Source organism: Secundilactobacillus angelensis, assembly GCF_012641075.1.
GTDB lineage: Bacteria > Bacillota > Bacilli > Lactobacillales > Lactobacillaceae > Secundilactobacillus > Secundilactobacillus angelensis.
Genome location: NZ_JAAXLJ010000014.1, coordinates 17446 through 37881 on the forward strand (window position 1 = coordinate 17446; position 20436 = coordinate 37881).

Here is a 20436-nt window from a genome sequence, read left to right on the forward strand (position 1 = left end):
AGTTCTTATCGGGATGACGTTTTTGGGCTACATAGATAGAATCTACCTTTCATACTCCTGCGCCTTTTGCACCTGATCCAGTTGGCGCATCATCCATGTCTTGTAGGTTGTTCCAGCCGGTTGTGACTCCGTGACACGGACAATTGGCACACCGCTGTCTTTTGCTAGTGAGACCAGATTGGTGGTCATCTTACTCATTTCTTGGGTGTTCACCACAAAAAAGGCAATTTTACGTTGGCGAATGTCGGCTTGCATTTGTTTGATGTCTTTTGGTGACGGATCAGTGTCATTTTGAACAGCTTGGGCATAATGATTATTGTTTTGATGATAGCCCATTTCGGTTAAGGTGTAATCAAACACTGGTTCACTCACGTTAACGCTTGCATGGTGACTATTCGCCCGAAGCTGGCTGACTTTTTTAGCTAACGGTTCCAGTGAACGAATGTAACGCTTGGCGTTTTGTTTGAAATAAGCCTTATTTTGGGGCTGACGTTTAGTAAACTGCGCAGCAAGTGCATTAGCTAATTTAGGCATTGTTTTCATATCGTACCAGATATGTTCGTTCTCGCCGTTGTGCTTGTTCATGAGGCCCTGAGCAACGTTGATTTTGGTCGTGCCCGTATTATCTGCAGAAAGGCGATTCATCCAGGTATCATAGCCCAACCCGTTATAAACAATGACATCGGCATTGGCAACTTGCTTGGCTGTGTTAGTCGTTGGCTCAAATTCATGGGGTTCCATGCTTGGCTTATCAATAATTGAAGTCACTGTCCCTTTGTCACCCAGGACGGCTTTAGCGGTTTCACCGTAGAAGTCTAAGGAGGCCACCACGTTGATTTGATGAGGATGGCGTGTTGCGGTGGTCTTAGACGAGCAACCGACCAACAGGATGGCAATAAGTCCAAGAGTTAGTAGCGTGCCAAAAGTTCGAATATAACGCTTTAACATCATGATTTGTTCAGACTGCCTCCTCAAGTAAATGATAATAGTTACTATTAGTATAGAATACCACAATCAAACTGCGGTTAAAATAAAACTTTAAAATAACCCAAAACTCTCGCTACGTCGAAATTGGCGTAACGAGAGTTTACTTAACTCATTAATCATGATGGATACTGCCGATTAAACGACCAACATTTTCTGCCAACAGTGCGAGATTCTTAGGACCATCGGCAATTGCCTGGTCAAGGGTGGTCACGCCGGGGACTATTGGAAAGATAGTATCGATGGCGTTTTTAGCGTATAAGCTATCAATACCAGCCCCTACATTACCGGCCAAAACGATTACTGGTGCATTGGGTGAAACCGACTTGGTTGCCTGCGCGACACCATAGGGCGTTTTGCCAAATTTAGTCTGAAAATCGATACCACCTTCGCCAGTGAAAACGAAGTCGGCGTTTTGAGCACGTTCTTTTAAATGGGAATACTCAATCACGATGTCAATTCCCCTTTGCATTTCCGAGTTAGTGAACGCCAGCAATCCAGCACCAAGGCCGCCAGCGGCCCCAGCTCCTGGCAGGTTAGCCAAATCATGGTGTAAATCACGGTTGATGATGTCAGCATAATGTTGCAAATTGGCGTCTAGGATTTTAACCATCTCCGGAGTGGCACCTTTCTGTGGCCCGAAAACGGCGGATGCACCATCGGGACCCACCAGCGGATTTGTGACGTCAGACGCGACGATGATCTTAGTCGCCATGACGGCGGGATTGAGGCCTGAAACATCGATATGGTCTAATTGACCTAGTTGGCCACCCCCAAAGGGTAATTCATGATTGTTTTGATCTAATAATTTAGCGCCTAACGCTTGTGCCATACCAGCACCGCCGTCGTTAGTCGCACTCCCGCCAATGCCGATAATAATTTGTTTGATTCCCTGTGACATGGCGTCCAGTATTAATTCACCAGTTCCGTAAGTTGTTGTTATTAAGGGATTATGAGTTTGCTCATTAACAAATTGAATACCACTGGCCGATGCCATTTCGATGACTGCGGTTTGGCCATTACCCAGTATGCCGTATTTAGCTTGTACGGGGGTGCCTAAAGGGCCTGTGACTTGGTTGTCAATCAGGCGGCCATTAGTTGCATCCACGAGTGATTGGACTGTTCCTTCACCGCCATCAGCCATTGGTACCTTTTCAAATTCGGCTGCTGGGAAAATTTTCTCCAAACCAGTCTGCATTGCGTTAGCCGCTTCTTTAGCCGTCATCCCGCCTTTAAACGAGTCGGGCGCAAGCACAAATTTCATATTAAAATCCTCCTAAAAATGCATGTAGCCAAACATTAAGGTTGCGACAATGGTGGTTGTGAGTCCAACCATCGATTCGTAAACAATTGCCTTTGAACGCTCTGAAATGTCCATCTGCATGGCGTTGGCAGTAACGTGGAAGTAGTTACCATGAGGCAGGTGATCAATCACGACACCACCAGTATGAACCATAGCTGCCGCTGCTAGTGGTGCAACGCCAAAGCCCAGGATGGATTTTCCGAATGACCCAGTAGCTAGGATAACACCAGTAGAAGTTGAAGCTGCAGCCGCCGCCATTAAAATTCCTGAAATTGGGGCTAATAGCGTGCCTGAGAGGTGGGAAACCTTGATGAGGGCAATCACTTCTTCAGGTAAGCTCGAATTGGTAATGAGGCCACCAATTGCACCGGCGCCAATCAAAATAAGCACAACATCGGTCATCCGGGTCATCCCAGAAGCGGCATAGGATCGCAGCTTTTTACCCTGCTTCATAGCGAGGGCGCCAATAATTGCGGCGATAGGTAACACGTAAAGTGCGTCCAGATTTAATGTGGTCAGAAACTTAATCTTGAGCATGGAGCCAATTGGATTAAGCAATAATAAAACGATTGCAACTACGGGTGTTACCAGTGAGCTGCCTAAACTTGGCAAATCCTTCTTTTCAGGAGTCGTTGCCATGAGGTTAGCCAAATCTTCGTCGAGTACCTGAGAGCCCTTATTTTTCAGTAAACTGGCAAGGAGCACAGTCATCGCCAGACCAAATAATGCGGGGATGAAGTCGGCAATCATGACTTGGCTTAATTCAACACCGAACCCCTTAGCCGCCGCAATCGTATTGGGGTTAGGTGAGATAATGTTACCCGCTTTACCACCACCAGACAGAGCAACCAACAGCGCTAATTTAGAAATATGCATCTTTTTGCCCGCCTCTAAGGCGATAGGCGAGACAATCAATACCGCCACAGGAATGAAGACACCCACAGCAGTGATAACCATAGTAGCTAATGCCAGTGCGAAAATCGCCAGTCGATCGCCTAGTTTAGAAACGATTGTCCGAGCCAGCGTTTCCGCAGAACCTGATTCCATCATAACGCCGGCCAACATTCCGGCAGCCAGAACCCTTAAAATCGTCCCCATCACACTTTGTGACCCAGCAATTAAAATATTAACAGTTTGCAGCAAATTTGCGCCGCCAATTAAACAGCCGACAATTGCGCCCAATAACAGTGAGTAGACAGCATTTAATTTTTTTAAGATCAGGACAATGGCTAAAGCTAGCCCAATCAACGCTGCCCACCAAGTCACAACAACTGTTTGTGTCATGATTAACTCCTCCTAAAGTTCACGTCCTCGATTCCCAACTTGACTCGAGGACAGTAACGAGAAAATAAAAGTCCGGCATGGCAAAAATAATTATAGACATATTCAAGTTTTCTACAAGTAAGTCATCTTTGAAAGTTTGCATTATTAACGTAGTAGCCACCAAAAAAGCCTATCTCATCGTGTTGAGGTAGGCTTTAGTCGTATTATTGATGAATTAACCTAAAATCTTAAGGCCAGTGGCTTTAATATCCGCCGCGAATCCTTTAACGGTATTCATGGTGATATCGTCGCCAGTTTGACCAGCTTTAGCAACTAGTTTATCGATAATGGTCGGCGGTACGGTAATAATATCAACGCCGTATTGTTCAGCTTGCATAATGCTATAAACTTCCCGGGTACTTGCCCACAGAAGTTCGACTTCACTACGATCCTTAGTTAAAGCCACACTATCTTTAACGAACGGAATCGGATCAATACCGGCATCGGCAACCCGACCCACAAAGATGGACACAATACTTGGTGTACCAGGGACAATGGCGTCGACACTTTCCTTAACCTGACCAACGGTGGCGATGGCGGTGACGTTAACTTTGACGCCATCTGCCGTTAAGTCATGAATTAAGTTAGTGGTAGGTTCACCACTAGTGGTTCGAATTGGAATTTTAACGTAGACGTGAGGGCCAAGGTCGTGCAGCATTTTGGCTTCCTTTAGCATAGTATCGTAATCATTACTGAACACTTCAAATGAAATGGCTTCATCCGGGAACGTAGCCACTGCTTCTTTGGCAAACGTCAAATAATCGGTTACGCCAGCCTTCTTCAGCAAACTGGGATTAGTTGTAAACCCAGTCACAAAGTCGTTTTGATTGATGGCCTTCATATCCTCTAAATCAGCGCCATCAGAATAAATCTTAGTTTTAAAAGTTAGTTTCGTCATCATATTTTCTCCTCATCAAATTAAGCAAGTGTGTCCGTTTTACTGAATGCTTTCAAATAAGTTGCCACCACGTTATCCGCGGTGAAACCGAATTGTTTCAGAATGGCATCCGGTTTGCCAGATTCACCATAGTGATTATTAATGCCAATGGCCTTACCCTGTAAACCAACGTAATGTTCCCAACCATAAGAGGTTCCCATTTCGATTGATACTCGGTTAGTCACGGCGCTTGGCAGCACCTGTTCGCGGTATTCAGCAGGCTGAGCATCGAATAGTTCAAACGATGGCAGAGAGACCACTGAAACATCCCGGCCAGCTTCACGAAGCTGTGCTTGAGCTGCCAAAGCTAACTGAACTTCAGAGCCAGTGGCAATAAGAATGCCTTCTGGTGTTGCGCCCTTGGCAGGTGAAAGCACGTAGCCGCCACGTTGAACACCTTCTGTAGCTAATGTATCGGTACCTGGTAAGGTTGGTAGGTTTTGCCGAGTCAGCACTAACATGCTTGGTGTTTCCGTTGCGGCAATGGCAATTCTCCAGGCTTCAATCGCTTCGTTGATATCCGCAGGCCGAATCACATTGATATTTGGCATTGCACGGAAGCTCATCAACTGTTCGATTGGCTCGTGGGTAGGACCATCTTCACCAACTGCGATGGAATCATGCGTGAAGACGAAAGTTGACGGAATCCTTTGAATCGCGGCCAAACGAATCGCAGCCCGCATGTAATCAGAGAACACAAAGAAGGTACTAGCGTAGGCGTGAATGCCACCGTGTAACGTCATACCGTTGACAGCAGCCGCCTCCGCAAATTCTCGGACACCGAACCAGACGTTCTTACCCAATTGATCGTCGGGTTCGAAGGCTTCTGCAGTTTTGACGTTGGTTTTATTTGATGAGAATAGGTCAGCACTGCCACCCCAGAAACTAGGTAACTGTTCGGAAATAGTTGAAATAATCCGCTGACTAGTATTCCGCCCTGATTCAGATTCGCCTACGTGACTTGCAGGCATATCCAAATCTAAGCAAACTGGTTTGAATCCTTGGAAGAACTGGGCTACCAGTTCGGGATATTTAGTCGAGTAATCCTCTAACATGGTCTGCCATTTTTCTTCACTCGCAATTCCGCGTTGCTTAACGTTAGTTTCGAAATCTTGGCGAACGTCATCTGGAATATCAAATGGCGCATAGTCCCAACCGAGCTTTTCGCGGGTGGCGGCCATATTATCATCACCCAGCGGCTTGCCATGGACGCCATTAGTACCAGCGTTGGGCGCACCAAAACCAATCACCGTTTTGACGTCAATCAAAGTTGGTTGAGTGGTGTTTTGTTTAGCAGCTTCAATTGCCGCGTTAATTTCAACGGGGTCGTTCCCGTTTGCAACGTGCAAGACTTGCCAATTGTACGCTTCAAAGCGCTTAGGTGTGTCATCTGTGAACGCCATATTGGTTGGACCATCAAGCGAGACACTGTTGTCATCGTACAAGACAATCAGCTTACCTAATTGAAGGTGGCCCGCGAGACTAGCAGATTCGTGGGAGATACCTTCCATTAAGTCTCCATCACCAGCGATAACGTAGGTGAAATGATCAATAATGTTAAATCCGGGCTTGTTGTATTGTGCAGCAAGATGGGTTTCTGCCATTGCCATACCCACCGCCATGCCCAAGCCTTGACCCAGGGGACCGGTAGTTGCTTCAACACCTTCTGTCACGCCATATTCTGGGTGACCAGGTGTTTTACTGTTAAGTTGACGAAATTGTTTTAAATCATCAATAGATAAGTTGAAGCCTGAAAGGTGTAATAAGCTGTACAACAAAGCAGAACCATGACCGGCTGATAAAATAAACCGGTCACGATTGGTCCAGTGCTGATCAGTAGGGTTAATGTTTAGATGTTTAGTCCATAGAGTGTACGCCATTGGTGCAGCACCAAGGGGTAATCCAGGATGGCCAGAATTGGCCTTTTCTATCATATCAACGCTCAAGAATCGAAGTGCGTTGATTGATTTTTGGTCTAGGTTATTATTTTGCAAATTAATCACGCTCCTATGCCTATGAAATATACGGTAACTAGCTTGATATGTCAACTCGATAAGCTTAAATGGTATAGTTAAAATATCCAGTGATTTCACCGCATTTTCATGGAATTTAATTCGAATGAAAGCCTGCTAAAGTAGGCTTTTTAACTCGATAAGACTAGCCAAAATACAGCTAATGAAAATTCCAGGGCATTGAGCGAAAATGAGAAATAGTTTTCAATAAAGGATTAATTCCGGAAAAACGTTAGAATCAATCATTAGGAAGGTTGGGTACGCTGAATCATTCATGAAAGCAGTTTACATCTGGGAAGGTGGACTAAAATCTGGGAGGATTGTCCATTACTTTCATGAAAGTTTCAATGCGCCGACAAAACGTTAAAGATGCATTAAGAAAAAATTTGAAAAGTTTAATTAATAGTACCATGAGTTCCCGGATTAAAAAAGGAATTTTGAACTATTTTTGTTGGTCGAGGGGCAAAACATGATATACTCAACGTATATTAACTAGGGGCGCAAATTGCTGAGACGGTCGCGGACCGAACCCTTTGAACCTGTGAGCTAACCCTCGCGAAGGAAAGTTAACGTGTATGTTGCGATTAAACTGCCGACCAGGGTTTATGGTCGGCTTTTTCTATTCAGCAGTTTTCGTCGCTTGAGGAGGAATTATATTGTTTACTGATCAAATTCATCAAGCAGCGGCACCATTTTGGCAAAAGAGTTTTGAGCATCCATTCATTCATGAATTACAAGCGGGAACCTTACCTAAAGATGTGTTCCGGTATTATTTGATCCAAGATCGTTATTACCTCAGCGAATTCGGTAAGTTGCACGAGTTAGTGGCGGAACAAGTTGATGATGCTCATGGTAAACAGTTCCTGTTGGATGGCGCTCAGGGTTTAAAAGATGGCGAAATTGCTGTCCGGGAAGGTTTCTTTGAGCAGCTGGGCATTACACCCGCTGAAGTTGCTAACACACCGATTGCCCCGACAGCTTATAACTACGTGAACCATATGTATGCCGAACTTTATCGCGGTACGCCCCAGCAAGCCATCGCCGGTTTACTGCCATGCTACTGGCTCTATAATCAAATCGGTCAGCATCTGGTAGCCCAGGGATCACCAGTTGAGTTGTATCAACGCTGGATTGAGACCTATGACAGCGACGATTATACTAACAGCGTGGATCAGATGATTGCGCTAACCAATCAGGCTGCAGCACAGTCAGATCCTGCTACTCGGGATTTGATGCAGACGGCTTTTATTCGTAGTAGTGCCTATGAACTGGCATTTTGGCAAATGGCCTTAGACCAACAAAAGTGGCAAGTGTCTGCTTAGACTTTTCTCATCTTCCTTTAATTGTTATAATGGCTAACAAACATAGTGTTAAATAAATATAAGGAAGATGACCTACATATGAAGATTCGAGAAATTAAACCAGCAGATGATGCTCAGATGGCAAAAATTCTGCGGTCATCGTTAGAACAGCTACATTTGAATTTACCAGGCACAGCGTATTTTGACCCATTTGTTGATCATTTGAGTGAATGGTATCAGAAGACAGCTGTTGCAAAGTACTTTGTAGCCGTGACGGATGCAGACCGAGTAGTGGGTGGTTGCGGCGTCGGTCCAATCGCACCCGAGGAGGGAATCGCCGAACTTCAGAAGCTATACGTAGACCCAGAATACCGGCAACACGGTACCGCACGTCAGTTACTGCCAGCTTGTTTTGATTATGCGAAAGCACACTATCAATCTCTGTACCTGGAGACCTTTGCTTCCATGAAACCGGCTAATGAACTGTATCAAAAGGTAGGCTTCAAGCAATTATCAAAACCATTGCCACAGTCTGAACATAGTGCCTGTGACACGTGGTACATGAAGTCACTGTAAACTTTTTGCTAAAAAGCCAAAATAAACATGCAGTTTTTGCTATTTTCCGTTATCATAATCCTTATGGAAAATACAAAAAGTGGGGTAATTAAATGATTAAGATGGTAGCAGTCGACATGGATGGTACTTTTTTAAATGACGAGCGCAAATATGACAAGCAGTTATTTCTGTCATTATTCAAACGGATGAAAGCGCGTCATATTCATTTCGTTGCTGCTAGTGGTTCGCAGTATCAACGGTTACGTCACGAATTTGCCGAAGTTGCTGATCAGATGGATTACATTTCACAAAATGGGGCTATTGTGCATAGCGGTAACGAACTTCAGCATATTGAAGCGATTAGCGACGAACAAGTCCATGGTGTGATTGACTTATTAAAGAAAACCTTTGAACCCGGTTTAATCAATCAAGAAGTGGTCTCTGGATTACATGGTACGTATGTTAACCGCGATATGGATCCCGAGGTTTTAAAAATTGTGAAGTACTATTATCGCCCGGTGATTGGCGTTGATAATCTGGCGACCATTGCTGGTAACAAAGTGAAGGACCAATTTACCAAACTTGCGATTAGTTTCACGCCTGGCATAAATTTTGATTCTGCTTCAGCTAAATTGGCTAAGGTGTTACCTGCCAAACTGACAAACGAAACTTCCGGGTTTAATACCGACTTAGTGGGCTCCGTTGATGCCACTAAGCGCTCGGGCATTCGGATCTTACAGGATCACTACCAAATCGCCGATGATGAGCTAATGACCTTTGGTGATAACGAAAATGACTTGAGCATGTTGACCATGACACCCCACAGTTTTGCGATGAAAAACGCTGCGGGTAAGATTCAACAGTCCGCTGCCCACGTGACGCAGTTTGATAACAACCATAATGGTGTTTTGGAAACGTTGAAGATGGCGCTTTAATCTGCTAATGCCATTCTCCATAAAAATAAACAGCCATGATACTCGATTTAACCGGGTATCATGGCTGTTTCAGTTTACTCAAAAGTAATGTCCATTGGAATTGCGCCAACTAACGATTCGTGAACAGTACACTTTCTGACCACTTCGTTCAAGAATAATTGGTGGTCGGCGGGTGACAGATTAGTTTCTGCAGTGACTTTAATCGTCATATGAGTCACTTTGGAACTGCCATCACTAAAGGTGGTTGTTTCGCCAGAGACGTCGACTTTGAACTTCTTCACCGTTAAGTTGTCTTCAGAATTTTCGATATCACGTGCCGTTACGCTCATGCAGCTACCAACGGCTCCTAATAAGTATTGAACCGGATTGGGGGCAGCATCGGTTCCTTTGGCCACTAATGGTTCATCAGCCAAATAGGAGTGTCCGCCAGTTTGATTCATAACTTGGGTGCCAGCTGGTCTTAAGGTTGAATGTACGATGTATTTTCCCATTTGAATTACCTCCAGATGTTATTTAACATCATTGTAGCACAGGAGCTGCTAAATGCAGTGTCAGTAAAATCGCAGACAGGGTTAGTACTGTTGGAACAAAAAAATGGCCTTCCCAAAAAGCGGAAAGCCATTACTGATATTTTGATTAATGAAGCTTAGCCAATAACGCGAACTTGGATCGATTGACGACCAAATTGCATTGCTTGTGCGTTAGTCATTGAGATATCTAACTGGTTAGGGTTGCTGGCCGCAAAGGTACCAGTATCGTTAACGACACGAGTTTCTGTGTGACCATCCTGGAACTTGATTTCAAGTTCAGTTCCTTTAGGGTAACGGTCTAAAGCAGCTGCGACACCAGTACCAGTTGGAATTGAAGTACCTTGACCACCGGCAGCAACTTCTGGGTCGTAGGCTGTAGCAACCATAGTTGTCCAGCCGCTAGTAGCAGTCTTAGTCGTTAGTTTAGTTGAAGATTGTTTTGACTTGCTGCTGTTCTTTGAGGTGTTTTCAGTCAGCGGTTTAATCCGTGAACTCTTATCAGCCTTAGCGCCGTTTGGAATAGTTAACTTTTGGTTTGGTAAAATAACAGCTTTTGCAGAACCCAGTGAGTTTGCATCAACAATTGCCTTAGTAGTGGTATTGTTGTCTTTTGCGATGCCCCATAGGCTGTCGCCTGATTTAACAGTGTATTCTTTAGCGGAAGCAGAGATAGTAGTAAAACCGAGACCGATTAAAGTACCGAACATGAGTAAACTACGTGAAACAAATGATTTTGGTAACATAAAATGTATGACCAACCTTTCGATATTATGCAATCAAGCATAGGGATTAAGTTAATAAAACTATAAGCAAAGTATTATTTATCTTTGCCACGAGTATTACTATAACATGCTAAATCCGCTTTTCAGTAACAGAATAACTACATTAAATCCCAAAAGTGTCACGCCCTTGAAATCTTGTAACATTCACGTAACAAACTGAAATATGAAAGCGCCCCATAACAAAAATGTTACATTAAGCTAAAAGAAAAATTAGAAAATGAGGATCAGTGGGGGCTAATTTTTTAGTATAAGTGTGGAGAGTAAGAGAAAGAATAATCAAAAACACCGACCTTTTCCAATTTTAAAAAAGTCGGTGTTTTCGTTAATATCGTGTTTGGAATGTTAAGAGAATGTTACAAAATTGCGGAAGCGGCAGTTTCATCAATCGATAAGCCGTTGTACAGAAAAGGATTACGTGTAAAAAGAGTGTACTCTGGTGCATGAGTTTTTTGCCAGTTCGTTAGTTGTTCCATTGAAATCGGTAAAGGAATTGTTGAATGATCATGGTTAATATTCAAAACAAAGAATAGTTGATGCGAAGCATAAGTGAGGTTGGCACGGATTAAGTCTGAATAAGCCTGACTCATCTTTTGGGTCAGTCCGCTCAAAGAGCTTGAATTGAGTTCGTTTAACTGTTTTCTAAAGTTCGACCGTTGTTCGTCAGAAAGCGGGCTCAATAGGATTGCATCCCGTGTTGCAACGTATAATTGACGATAATTTGCGAGCGTTTCTTCCATAATATGCCTCCAATTAAGGTTTAATCGACAGAAAAAAACTGCAAAAGTATTTTACTTTTGCGTCGAGAGGGACTAGAATGATGTTGTAGATAAGAAAAATTCTAAACTAGAAAGAAGGTCGATACTCATGAAGAAGAAGCAAACTCTTGCACAACGGATCAATATTATGCGTGCAGCCGTAATGGGTGCTAACGATGGTATCGTGTCCGTTGCCGGCATCGTTATCGGTGTCGCCGGTGCTACAACAAGCAACTTTGCTATCTTTATTTCTGGTATTGCAGGAATGCTGGCCGGTACGGTGTCTATGGCGATGGGCGAATATGTTTCAGTCAACACGCAAAAGGATGCGCAGCGGCGAGCAGTCATGAATCAGAAAGAAGCACTGGCAGATAATTATGCTAACGAGTTCGATTTCGTCAAACAAAAGTATGTTGATGATGGCATCACACCAGAACTAGCTGAACAGGCTACTCACGAAATGATGGATCAAGATTCGTTGGTGACAACCGTTCGTGAACGTTATGGCTTTGATGTGGGTGAATATACGAGCCCATACGCGGCAGCAATTGCTTCAATGATTTCGTTTCCTATTGGCTCCATTCTACCACTCTTGGCAATTACGATGTTACCGGTAGCCGTCCGAATTTGGGGTACTTTTTTAGCGGTTATCATCGGATTAGCGATCACCGGTTTTAGTGCTGCCACTCTGGGAAATGCCAAGCGTGGTAACGGGATGGTCAGAAACATTGTGTCTGGTGTGCTGACAATGGCGGTTACGTATGCCATTGGGACATTAATTGGTCATATCTAGGGAGGACTTTCAATGAGTGAGATACTTATCAAACAAAAAAGGAAAAAGTCTACCCAAACGATGGATGAAAAATTAAATACTTTGCGCGCGGGTGTGCTAGGCTCCAATGATGGCATTCTAACGGTGGTTGGTGTGCTGTTCAGTGTTGCCGTAGCCACTCCCAATCAATTTACTATTTTTATCGCTGGGCTGTCAGATTTACTAGCCTGCGCCTTTTCCATGGCCTCTGGTGAATATGCATCAGTCAGTACCCAAAAAGATACGGAGGAATCAACGGTTCGTACAGAAAGACGCTTATTGAAGACGGACTATCAAGCAGAAGTTCAAGCTGTGATCAATCACTATACTGACCGTGGTGTCACCGTGGCAACGGCGACCAAGATTGCCGATGAATTAATGGCGAAGAAACCGTTGGAAACGGTGGTTAACGTGAAGTACGACCTCACTTTAAATCATTATATGAATCCGTGGAACGCGGCATTTTCATCAATGTTCTCAGCGGGTGCAGGTGGTATTTTCCCATTACTGGCCATGACACTGTCGCCAGTGGCGATTCAATGGCCAGTCACTATTTTAGCGGTCTGTGTTTCGGTTGGGATTACCGGTTTTCTCAGCGCCAAGTTAGGCAATGGTTTGGTTAGGACAGCAATTATTCGAAACATTATTGTGGGGATCATTACGATGATTATTCACTATGGTGTGGGATTGCTTTTGAAATGATATTTAGAAATTTTAAGGCTGTTACGCTTTCCTCAATGGGGAACGTGGCAGCCTTTTAGCATGCTCTAATTAACTAGTGAGTGGTAACGCCAGCTAAAGTCGTCCAATATCTTTCATATAATTTTTATAACTTTCCCAGAAATGAGACACTTCTTCACTTTAAATTATTAGCCATTTTTTATTGTACGAATAAGTTGCATCATGTAGTATTGAATGGTCTATACTACTCATGCGATTAACTGGAGGGTACTGGGTTTGAAAAAAATAGGTCAACTAAGTAAGTTCAGCCCAGTGACTACTGCGGTTGTGGCTTGCGCGCTGATTGTGGGATGGCTGATCTTTATGGCACCCATTCACGGCTATTCCGATAACGGCGATTTTCAATATTTAATGGCGACCAATGACATTTACAGCTTGCACCAAGCAAAGGCTGGGTACGTCGTGCAACACTATGGATTGATGAAATACTACAACCCAATTCATCTGGATCATTTAACGGCGCAATCGGTGGTCATTCAGATTGCGGTGGGTTTGAATCGGCTATTTAATAGCCAAACTCAATTTGACATTCGTTTCCTCGGCATGGTTTACTACTCACTTTATTTAGGAGGCGTGGGTGTTTTAGTGAAGGGCTTAGTAGGGACTGGTAGAAAGTTCCGGCATTATTTAATGACCATGATCATTGTTTTATTTGTAGCAGATTCGTCTTTTACGCTGTACTTTAATTCTTTTTACCCTCAGGCACTAACCTTCATACTGTTACTTTATCTAGTCGGTTTTGCGCTGTTAATTATCCATTACAGAGCTGAAAACAAATGGTTGGTAGTCGGCTTTTATTTAGCGGCCATTCTATTGCTGATGGTGCATGAGTCAACTAGTTTGCTAATTGTTGGCATTTTAATAATGAGTATGAGCATTTTGCTTTTACCAGGTCGGCAGTGGATCCACGGGTCGGTTGCTGTCATTACTGTTGCCTTGCTTTTTGGCTGTTGGGTTTCTGCTAACAATATAACACCGGAAGTGCGGGCAATGAACAAGTATCAAGCCGTGACGCAGGGGAAATTATTAGCGACCAGTCAGCCGGAGGAAATTGCAAAAACGAGTCACATTGATGAGCAGTTTGCGTTAATGAAAGGTCAGAGCTACTATCCAACGGCTTATACTGCTGTAAAACCAGATGCTGATTATACACAGCAGCATTTTAGTCGGCATTACGACCTATCTTGGTTGATTCGTGAATACACAGCTTATCCACAGCAGTTCAATCTCTTACTGGATAAGTCAGCCAAGAACACAATGATATTAAGACCAAAATTAACTGGTACTCAGGAGAAAACTGCGGGTAATAAACCGTTTCAGACCACGCATTATTTTTCGCTATTTAGCTATGTAGCCGGTACCTACTATCCCAAGACATATGGGTTTAACTGTTTGTTGGCGTTTGCCATCTTGGTGATTTACGGCAGTGGTTTACTTCATGGCTTAAAACAGACGAATCAAACGGTGAGGTATCATTTTTGGCTAGTTTTAGGCTTATTGTCAGTTGTTGTTTTGGTACCGCCTGCCGTAATCGTACTGTACGGAACCGCTAACTTTGTGACTCATACGCTGCCAGTGGCAGTTTGCTTGTCGTTGACCGGGCTGATTTTAATGAGCGATGTCTTACAGCATCGATTATGGAGGAATCAAGATGTGGCGTAAGGGTTATCTTTGGGGATTTTTGCTTATCATATTACTACTTCTCGGTGTTAAGCAATCCACTATTCAGGCAGAAGCAGCTGATCAGCGCCCCGTAATGCTGGTTTATGATTCAAAAAACATTGCTGAACACGGTGATTTGGATTTGGACTGCTGTCAACGATTGTTGACTAGTCTGGGTTTACCGGTGAAGACGGTTCAGCTGAGTCAGTATCATGCCCATTTATTGGAGACTAGTCACTGTCAAGGTGTGATTACGATGGTCAACTGGGCGCAAGTAAATAGTCGTAACCAAGCATTTGAACGAGATAGAGCGCGTTTTACGGGTGTTAAACTGCACATTGGATCTGGGCTTCAGACGGATGAACGTAAAAGTTTAGGCGGCCATTTTAAAACCCTGGTACATCAGCAACTTAAAGTACACCAGGGGCAGGCAAACCAACTTCTTTCAACCAACAAGACTTTGCTGGTGAATGATAAACGTGCTGGCAACGCAATGTCGGTTGGCTGGTTGACCAATCAAAATATGCCGGCAGAGTCATACTCGTATGGCGTGAAGGTCGGTAATGCTGGCTTTTTACCGGAGATTGGAACAGATGGCGTATCGATAAATCTTGCTGGCCAATTAATTGCCAAATTATTCAAACTTGATCGTCAACCGCAGTTACCCTTGCTAACAATTACCGGTGTCACACCCTATACAAAAATGAATCACTTAAAACACCTGATCGATTGTTTGTCGTCACAGGGTTATCCGTTTGCGCTTAGTATCGTAAGTGTTGAAAGCAATACTGATCTGGCTGCGTTTCATCGGTACACTAAAATCCTCAGATATGCAGAAAAAAGTGGCGGGGTTATTTTTTTGAGCCCCTCTACTGAAACTGGCACGCAGCGATTAAATGAAGCTCAGTTAAGGTCGGTTTTTCAAACTGAACTTGCCAGTCTGGGTGCCGACCGAGTATTACCGATAGGAGTCAGTGCCCCTGGATATTGGAATCGTTCACAGCGAAGACAAGCCGCAGTTCTAAGTCCTGCTTCCCATGTGCTCTTGCGACCTGATACTCATCTAAAACTAGAAGAAAAACCAGTTGAAGCTGAACCTGTAGTCACTAATAGTCAAGTATTTCCAACAAGTATTGTTGGGATACCTTTTGATGCATTTGAAACCGCCACTTACCAGAATAAAATTCAGTTTTTCCAATCAACGGCCTTACTCGTTAAGATGCCAGCTGACACTACTGAAATCAATCGACTGATGCAACGGCTGCAGGGGAGCAAACTGCGGTGGTTTGATCCTGTTCGAGATCAGTTAGAGACATCACTGAAAATTGGCACAGTTTCATATGAATACCAAGCAGGCCAATATTTAGTGAATCATCAGGTTGTGTTCGATTTAGATGCTGACATAGAAAATTTCGCTACTGATGCCAAGCCAGCTGAATCTGATTCTTGGATGAACCGGGTGATTCAGTGGCAGTCGCATGCGCTATTATGGCTCTTTGCTGGCATTGGGCTTGTGTTAACAGGGTTGTTAGTGTTGGGTTGGCGAATTTATAGACGTAAATTTATCCGTAATAGTGGACAGAAAAAGGGGTGATTCATATTTTAAACAGCTTATTGTTTATCGCGATAATTGCAATTTGGAGCATCCTAATCGTTAATTTAATTCTCACGATTGCTGGTTATTTCTACTATTTAAAATGGCAGCGAACAGATACACCAACGCTACCTTCAACGGTGCCATTTGTTTCTATCTTGGTTCCCGCGCATAACGAGGCCCGCGTCCTGGAGAAAACAGTTCAAGCCTTACTCAGGTTTGATTATCCGGCAGAACGGTACGAATTGATTGTTATTAATGATAATTCTGATGATGATTCCGCAGCTGTCCTCGCTAGACTGCAGTTCGGCTACCAAGAGCGAAACTTTCACATCATCAATACCGATGCTCAAACAGGGGGCAAGGGTAAGTCCAATGCCTTGAACATTGGTCTTAAGAAAGCTAAAGGATCCGTTATTTCAGTTTACGATGCTGATAACACACCTGAGTCTGGTGCGCTGCGACATCTCGTGGCGACGTTAATGCAAAATCCTGATTTAGGAGCCGTGATTGGTAAATTTCGGACCCGAAACCGGAATGCGACAATGCTCACCCGATTTATTAACATCGAAACGTTGGCTTTTCAGTGGATGGCGCAAGCGGGCCGGCAGCAATTGCTAAGGCTTTGCACCATTCCGGGGACTAACTATGTGATTCATCGCAGTGTGCTTGAGCAAATCGGTGGCTGGGATGTGAAGGCACTGGCTGAAGATACCGAAATCAGTTTCCAAGTTTATCGGCAGGGTAAACGAATTGGGTTCCAGCCACTAGCAGTCACCTGGGAACAGGAACCGCAAACTTTCGATGTGTGGTTTCATCAGCGCACCCGGTGGGTTAAAGGAAATATCTATGTTGTTTTAAAAAATTTAAACTTACTCTTTCAGACTGAAGCCAAGGTGATCTGGTTTGACCTGCTTTACTTCATGAGTACGTACTTTCTGCTGATGTTTGCGCTGGTTTTTTCAGATGTGATGTTTGTTTTATCTGTCGCTGATCTGGTGCATATTACGTTACGGGATTACAGCGGTACGGTCTGGTTAGTGGCAATTCTATTGTTTATTTTGAGCACGTTTGTGGCAATTACAACGGAAAAAGGTGAAATGACTATCGATAATTTAGGCATCATTAGTTTGATGTACTTTATTTATAGTCAGATGTGGTTAGCAGTGGCAATCTATGGAATGGTGGGATATATTCGTGAACAAATTTTTCATCAACAAGCCAGATGGTATAAAACAAAACGTTATTAATGGCAGTTTAGTTGTACTGACATTAATACTGCTACTTTTCAGTGGCAGCGAGAAGGCAGCCGCAAAGCAGTACACGCAGCCGTTTCAAAACAACACAACTTCATTATCGGGTAAGGCAGTTCAGTCAAATATGTACTTTGTCAAAATGGGCTATTGGAATGTGAAACAAGCAACCTTGAATCTTAACTTTCAAGTTTCCCAGTTAAATGATCGGCAAATCTCCGACATTACCGTGACAGTTAATGACGTCACTTTCTATTCGTTTCGGCCGACTGCTACAAAGGGCATCCAGTCAAAACAAATTCAGATTCCAACCAAGCTGATTAAATCTCAAAATAATTTGCAGGTGGAGGGACAGTTGCTTAATCAAAATGCCAAGACGATTCAAACGCCCGCAAACTGGTTAACGGTTAACGACACCAGCAACGTTAATTTTGATTACAACATTCAAAAACCAACAAAGCAGATCAACGATTTTTACGGTCACATGACTGGGGCGGATACCATTGCTGAGAATCAGTCGGTGGTGGAAACACCGATTCAGGCAACGGATGCGGAGTTAACAGCCAGTTTACGGGCATTGACGGGGATGACCCGCTTTGTGACATCTGAAGACCGCGAGTTGCCCATTAAGCCCCTGGGTAATGGTAAGCATGCCGATTTTAGAATGGTGATTGCTAAGTATGAACATTTACCTCGGGATTTACAGGCGAAACTGTCAGAATCAAGATTGTCTGATCACGCGGTTATTCAGGTGATCAAGTCGGGCCAACAGTCGATCATGGTGGTCACTTCCCAATCTGACGAATTATTGGAGAAGGCAGCCCAATTTGTTGCTAATGAAGAACTTATGAGGGAAACGGACCGATCAACTAAATGGATCAGTGCGCAAACCGATACTTTCACGTCGGTACTGCAATTCCAGGGACGTCAGCCATTATTGGAAAAAGACGCCCATGTTCAGGGAGCTGGTCATCACGTCAAGACGTTTTTTGTCCAGTTGCCCAACGATCATATGAACGCGGCGGGATCGACCATCAACTTGCGAATGCGCTACGCTAAAAACTTAGATTTTAAACGGTCATTAGTGACGATTAAAGTGAACGGTCAAGCTATTGGTAGTCAACGATTAAGTAGTCAACAAGCGAACGATGATACGTTGCGAGTGAAACTACCAGCTAATTTGCCGTTGAATAGTACTTTTACCGTGCAAGCTGATTTTGATTTGATTCTTCCTGGAGAAGGTCAATCTAAGCCAGACCAAAACGCATGGGCGTCCGTGCTAGCTGATTCCTACGCGGTTATTAAATCAAAACAGTATCAAGATTTACTTTTTGATAACTATCCCAGCTTATTTATGAAAGGCCAAGCTGTTCACAAGTTAGCGTTGGTACGACCTAGCCGATTATCCGAAAATGACTTTCAGACCATGACTAATTTATTTGGTCTCATCGGTAATTACGCTAAGCAAAATACGGGTGAATTCGAAGTTTATCATGACAAACCCAGTTCAGCTGAGTTGACGCAATCCAATATCGTTACTTTTGGGACACCCGCAACGACGCCGCTGATTAAGCAGTTGAATCATTACCTGTACTTTAAATATAACTCAGACTTCTCCGGGTTTAAAAGCAATGAAAAGTTAAGTTTAGAAGACCAATATGCCAAACGAATTGGCACGGCACAGCTATTGCGATCGCCATTCAATCAGCACCACGGTCTTTTAGTTGTCACGGGTGCTCATGATGATGCCGTTACCAGAGCTTCGACTCAGCTTAATCGGCAAGTAAAATTAGAGCAGTATCGCAAAGCGGATGCCATTGTTGTGGATGATAATAATCAGCATTATAGTTACCGGTTTAAGAAACAAAAGTTATTGAAAGATCAGGCCTTGAGCATTGGCTTTCAGCAACATGGTCATTTTTGGCTGTATATGGGACTGTCATTACTGGCGGTCGTATTCTTTGGTTTCGTGGTGACTTCAATCTTATGGCGTAATGGTTTATTGAAACGAAAGGGGAATTGGCATGAACGTTGATGATCGTGGTCGGGCTAGCTTACAAGCAGACATTGGCTTGGTTGTTTTTATCACTCTGGTTAGTTTGACGGCTATTTTAGTCGGTATTTCAGCCAATCTGATCTGGAATCTGATTTATCTGGGGATCACATTAGTGGTGATGTTAATTACCTACTTTTATGGGCTGATCCCAGGAATGCTAAGCAATTTACTCTTTATCTTTTGCCAAGTTGTTTCAACCGCATACATTAACGTTTCTCTGCATCAAACAATCCCGTTGAAAATGGCTTTTTGGTTGATCTTACCCGGATTGCTGAGTGGTGCATTGGCGGTGATGACCAGTAAACAGCAGCTGCTGCAACTGGACAATCATAAGCTCCGTAACCAACTCACGGAGCGAGGTGCTTTTGATGTTCAGACTAACTTACGCACATTAGTGGCGTTCTCCACGGATGCGAGAGTGTATATTGAAAATCATCGTCGCTTTCATTTGCCAGTCACAATGCTCGTGTTCCGAATTCGGTATTATCAGGAGCTGCAACGGATGCTGAGCGAGGAACAGAATCGAATGTTGCTGCGCGTGATTTCGGATACTTTAACGACGGTGGCAGCCGACAATGATCTGTCTTATTTTCTGGATCCAGAAAAGCCAACTTGGGGAATGATTCTCCATTCCGATGAAGGACAAGCACAACAAATCGTTGACCAAATTAAGCAGCGTTTTTGCCAGGAATTGCAAAGTCATGAGCAGTTGAAACAACTGGATACCTCATTGACTGCTGGCATGGCGAGTTGGAACACATCAACTATGGACAGTCCCTATGATTTAATGAAGCAAAGCATTCGGGAAACAGAGTATGATGTTTAGTCTGAACTTGACTATTGTTATCTGAAATCAAAAATCACGTTCAAGTCGTTGGGGACTGAACGTGATTTTTGTGTGT

Annotated in this window: 18 protein-coding genes and 1 riboswitch; of the genes, 10 read left to right on the plus strand and 8 right to left on the minus strand. The window is 43.7% G+C overall.

The genetic code is table 11. The annotated features are described in order from the left end of the window. Positions 1 to 42: 42 nt before the first annotated feature. The 5 genes from HC026_RS08270 to tkt form a co-directional block, all read right to left on the minus strand. Complete coding sequence (locus HC026_RS08270; protein ID WP_232843699.1) at positions 43 to 951, minus strand: metal ABC transporter solute-binding protein; 909 nt, start codon at positions 949 to 951, stop codon at positions 43 to 45. A gap of 148 nt (positions 952 to 1099) precedes the next feature. After that, positions 1100 to 2248, minus strand: a complete 1149-nt coding sequence (locus HC026_RS08275; RefSeq protein WP_168925521.1) for a glycerate kinase family protein — start codon at positions 2246 to 2248, stop codon at positions 1100 to 1102. Positions 2249 to 2260: 12 nt separating this feature from the next. Then, positions 2261 to 3571 (minus strand): GntP family permease, encoded by a 1311-nt coding sequence (locus HC026_RS08280; protein WP_168925522.1) that lies wholly within the window; start codon positions 3569 to 3571, stop codon positions 2261 to 2263. Positions 3572 to 3785: 214 nt separating this feature from the next. Continuing rightward, on the minus strand, positions 3786 to 4511 hold the full coding sequence (locus HC026_RS08285) for a transaldolase (RefSeq protein WP_168925523.1): 726 nt from the start codon (positions 4509 to 4511) through the stop codon (positions 3786 to 3788). A 17-nt stretch (positions 4512 to 4528) separates the two neighbouring features. Then, entirely contained in the window at positions 4529 to 6541 is a 2013-nt protein-coding gene (tkt, locus tag HC026_RS08290) for a transketolase (protein WP_168925524.1), read from the minus strand. A gap of 502 nt (positions 6542 to 7043) precedes the next feature. After that, positions 7044 to 7140, plus strand: a riboswitch (TPP riboswitch). Between the two features lie 69 nt (positions 7141 to 7209). Between tkt and tenA the strand changes: the two genes are divergently transcribed. From tenA to HC026_RS08305, 3 genes are all read left to right on the plus strand, one after another. Next, positions 7210 to 7881, plus strand: coding sequence for a thiaminase II (tenA, locus tag HC026_RS08295; protein WP_168925551.1), 672 nt, complete (start codon positions 7210 to 7212; stop codon positions 7879 to 7881). A 78-nt stretch (positions 7882 to 7959) separates the two neighbouring features. Then, the gene (locus HC026_RS08300) at positions 7960 to 8436 is read left to right on the plus strand and encodes a GNAT family N-acetyltransferase (protein ID WP_168925525.1); all 477 of its coding nucleotides are present in this window, start codon (positions 7960 to 7962) and stop codon (positions 8434 to 8436) included. A gap of 92 nt (positions 8437 to 8528) precedes the next feature. Continuing rightward, entirely contained in the window at positions 8529 to 9350 is an 822-nt protein-coding gene (locus HC026_RS08305) for an HAD-IIB family hydrolase (protein WP_168925526.1), read from the plus strand. A 74-nt stretch (positions 9351 to 9424) separates the two neighbouring features. Here the strand turns inward: HC026_RS08305 and HC026_RS08310 are convergent, their stop codons facing one another. The 3 genes from HC026_RS08310 to HC026_RS08320 all read right to left on the minus strand — a co-directional run bounded on the left by HC026_RS08310 (position 9425) and on the right by HC026_RS08320 (position 11399). Further along, a complete protein-coding gene (locus HC026_RS08310) occupies positions 9425 to 9841 on the minus strand; it encodes an OsmC family protein (RefSeq protein WP_168925527.1) in 417 nt (138 codons plus the stop codon). 155 nt (positions 9842 to 9996) lie between these two features. Next, positions 9997 to 10623, minus strand: coding sequence for a DPBB and LysM peptidoglycan-binding domain-containing protein (locus tag HC026_RS08315; protein ID WP_168925528.1), 627 nt, complete (start codon positions 10621 to 10623; stop codon positions 9997 to 9999). Positions 10624 to 11015: 392 nt separating this feature from the next. Continuing rightward, the gene (locus HC026_RS08320) at positions 11016 to 11399 is read right to left on the minus strand and encodes a hypothetical protein (RefSeq protein ID WP_168925529.1); all 384 of its coding nucleotides are present in this window, start codon (positions 11397 to 11399) and stop codon (positions 11016 to 11018) included. A 127-nt stretch (positions 11400 to 11526) separates the two neighbouring features. Between HC026_RS08320 and HC026_RS08325 the strand changes: the two genes are divergently transcribed. The 7 genes from HC026_RS08325 to HC026_RS08355 all read left to right on the plus strand — a co-directional run bounded on the left by HC026_RS08325 (position 11527) and on the right by HC026_RS08355 (position 20360). Continuing rightward, positions 11527 to 12210 (plus strand): VIT1/CCC1 transporter family protein, encoded by a 684-nt coding sequence (locus HC026_RS08325; protein ID WP_168925530.1) that lies wholly within the window; start codon positions 11527 to 11529, stop codon positions 12208 to 12210. 12 nt (positions 12211 to 12222) lie between these two features. Further along, a complete protein-coding gene (locus HC026_RS08330) occupies positions 12223 to 12930 on the plus strand; it encodes a VIT1/CCC1 transporter family protein (RefSeq protein WP_168925531.1) in 708 nt (235 codons plus the stop codon). A gap of 255 nt (positions 12931 to 13185) precedes the next feature. Continuing rightward, positions 13186 to 14631 carry a glycan biosynthesis hexose transferase WsfD gene (gene wsfD, locus HC026_RS08335; RefSeq protein WP_168925532.1) on the plus strand — a complete coding sequence of 482 codons (1446 nt, stop codon included), beginning with the start codon at positions 13186 to 13188 and terminating at the stop codon, positions 14629 to 14631. Continuing rightward, a complete protein-coding gene (locus tag HC026_RS08340; RefSeq protein ID WP_168925533.1) occupies positions 14621 to 16225 on the plus strand; it encodes a hypothetical protein in 1605 nt (534 codons plus the stop codon). The genes wsfD and HC026_RS08340 overlap by 11 nt, the downstream gene beginning before the upstream one ends. Further along, positions 16225 to 17475, plus strand: a complete 1251-nt coding sequence (locus HC026_RS08345) for a glycosyltransferase (protein ID WP_168925552.1) — start codon at positions 16225 to 16227, stop codon at positions 17473 to 17475. Before HC026_RS08340 ends, HC026_RS08345 begins: the two co-directional genes overlap by 1 nt. Continuing rightward, entirely contained in the window at positions 17423 to 19513 is a 2091-nt protein-coding gene (locus HC026_RS08350; RefSeq protein WP_240890989.1) for a cellulose biosynthesis cyclic di-GMP-binding regulatory protein BcsB, read from the plus strand. The genes HC026_RS08345 and HC026_RS08350 overlap by 53 nt, the downstream gene beginning before the upstream one ends. Beyond that, positions 19503 to 20360 carry a GGDEF domain-containing protein gene (locus HC026_RS08355; protein ID WP_168925534.1) on the plus strand — a complete coding sequence of 286 codons (858 nt, stop codon included), beginning with the start codon at positions 19503 to 19505 and terminating at the stop codon, positions 20358 to 20360. The genes HC026_RS08350 and HC026_RS08355 overlap by 11 nt, the downstream gene beginning before the upstream one ends. Positions 20361 to 20436: the final 76 nt, after the last annotated feature.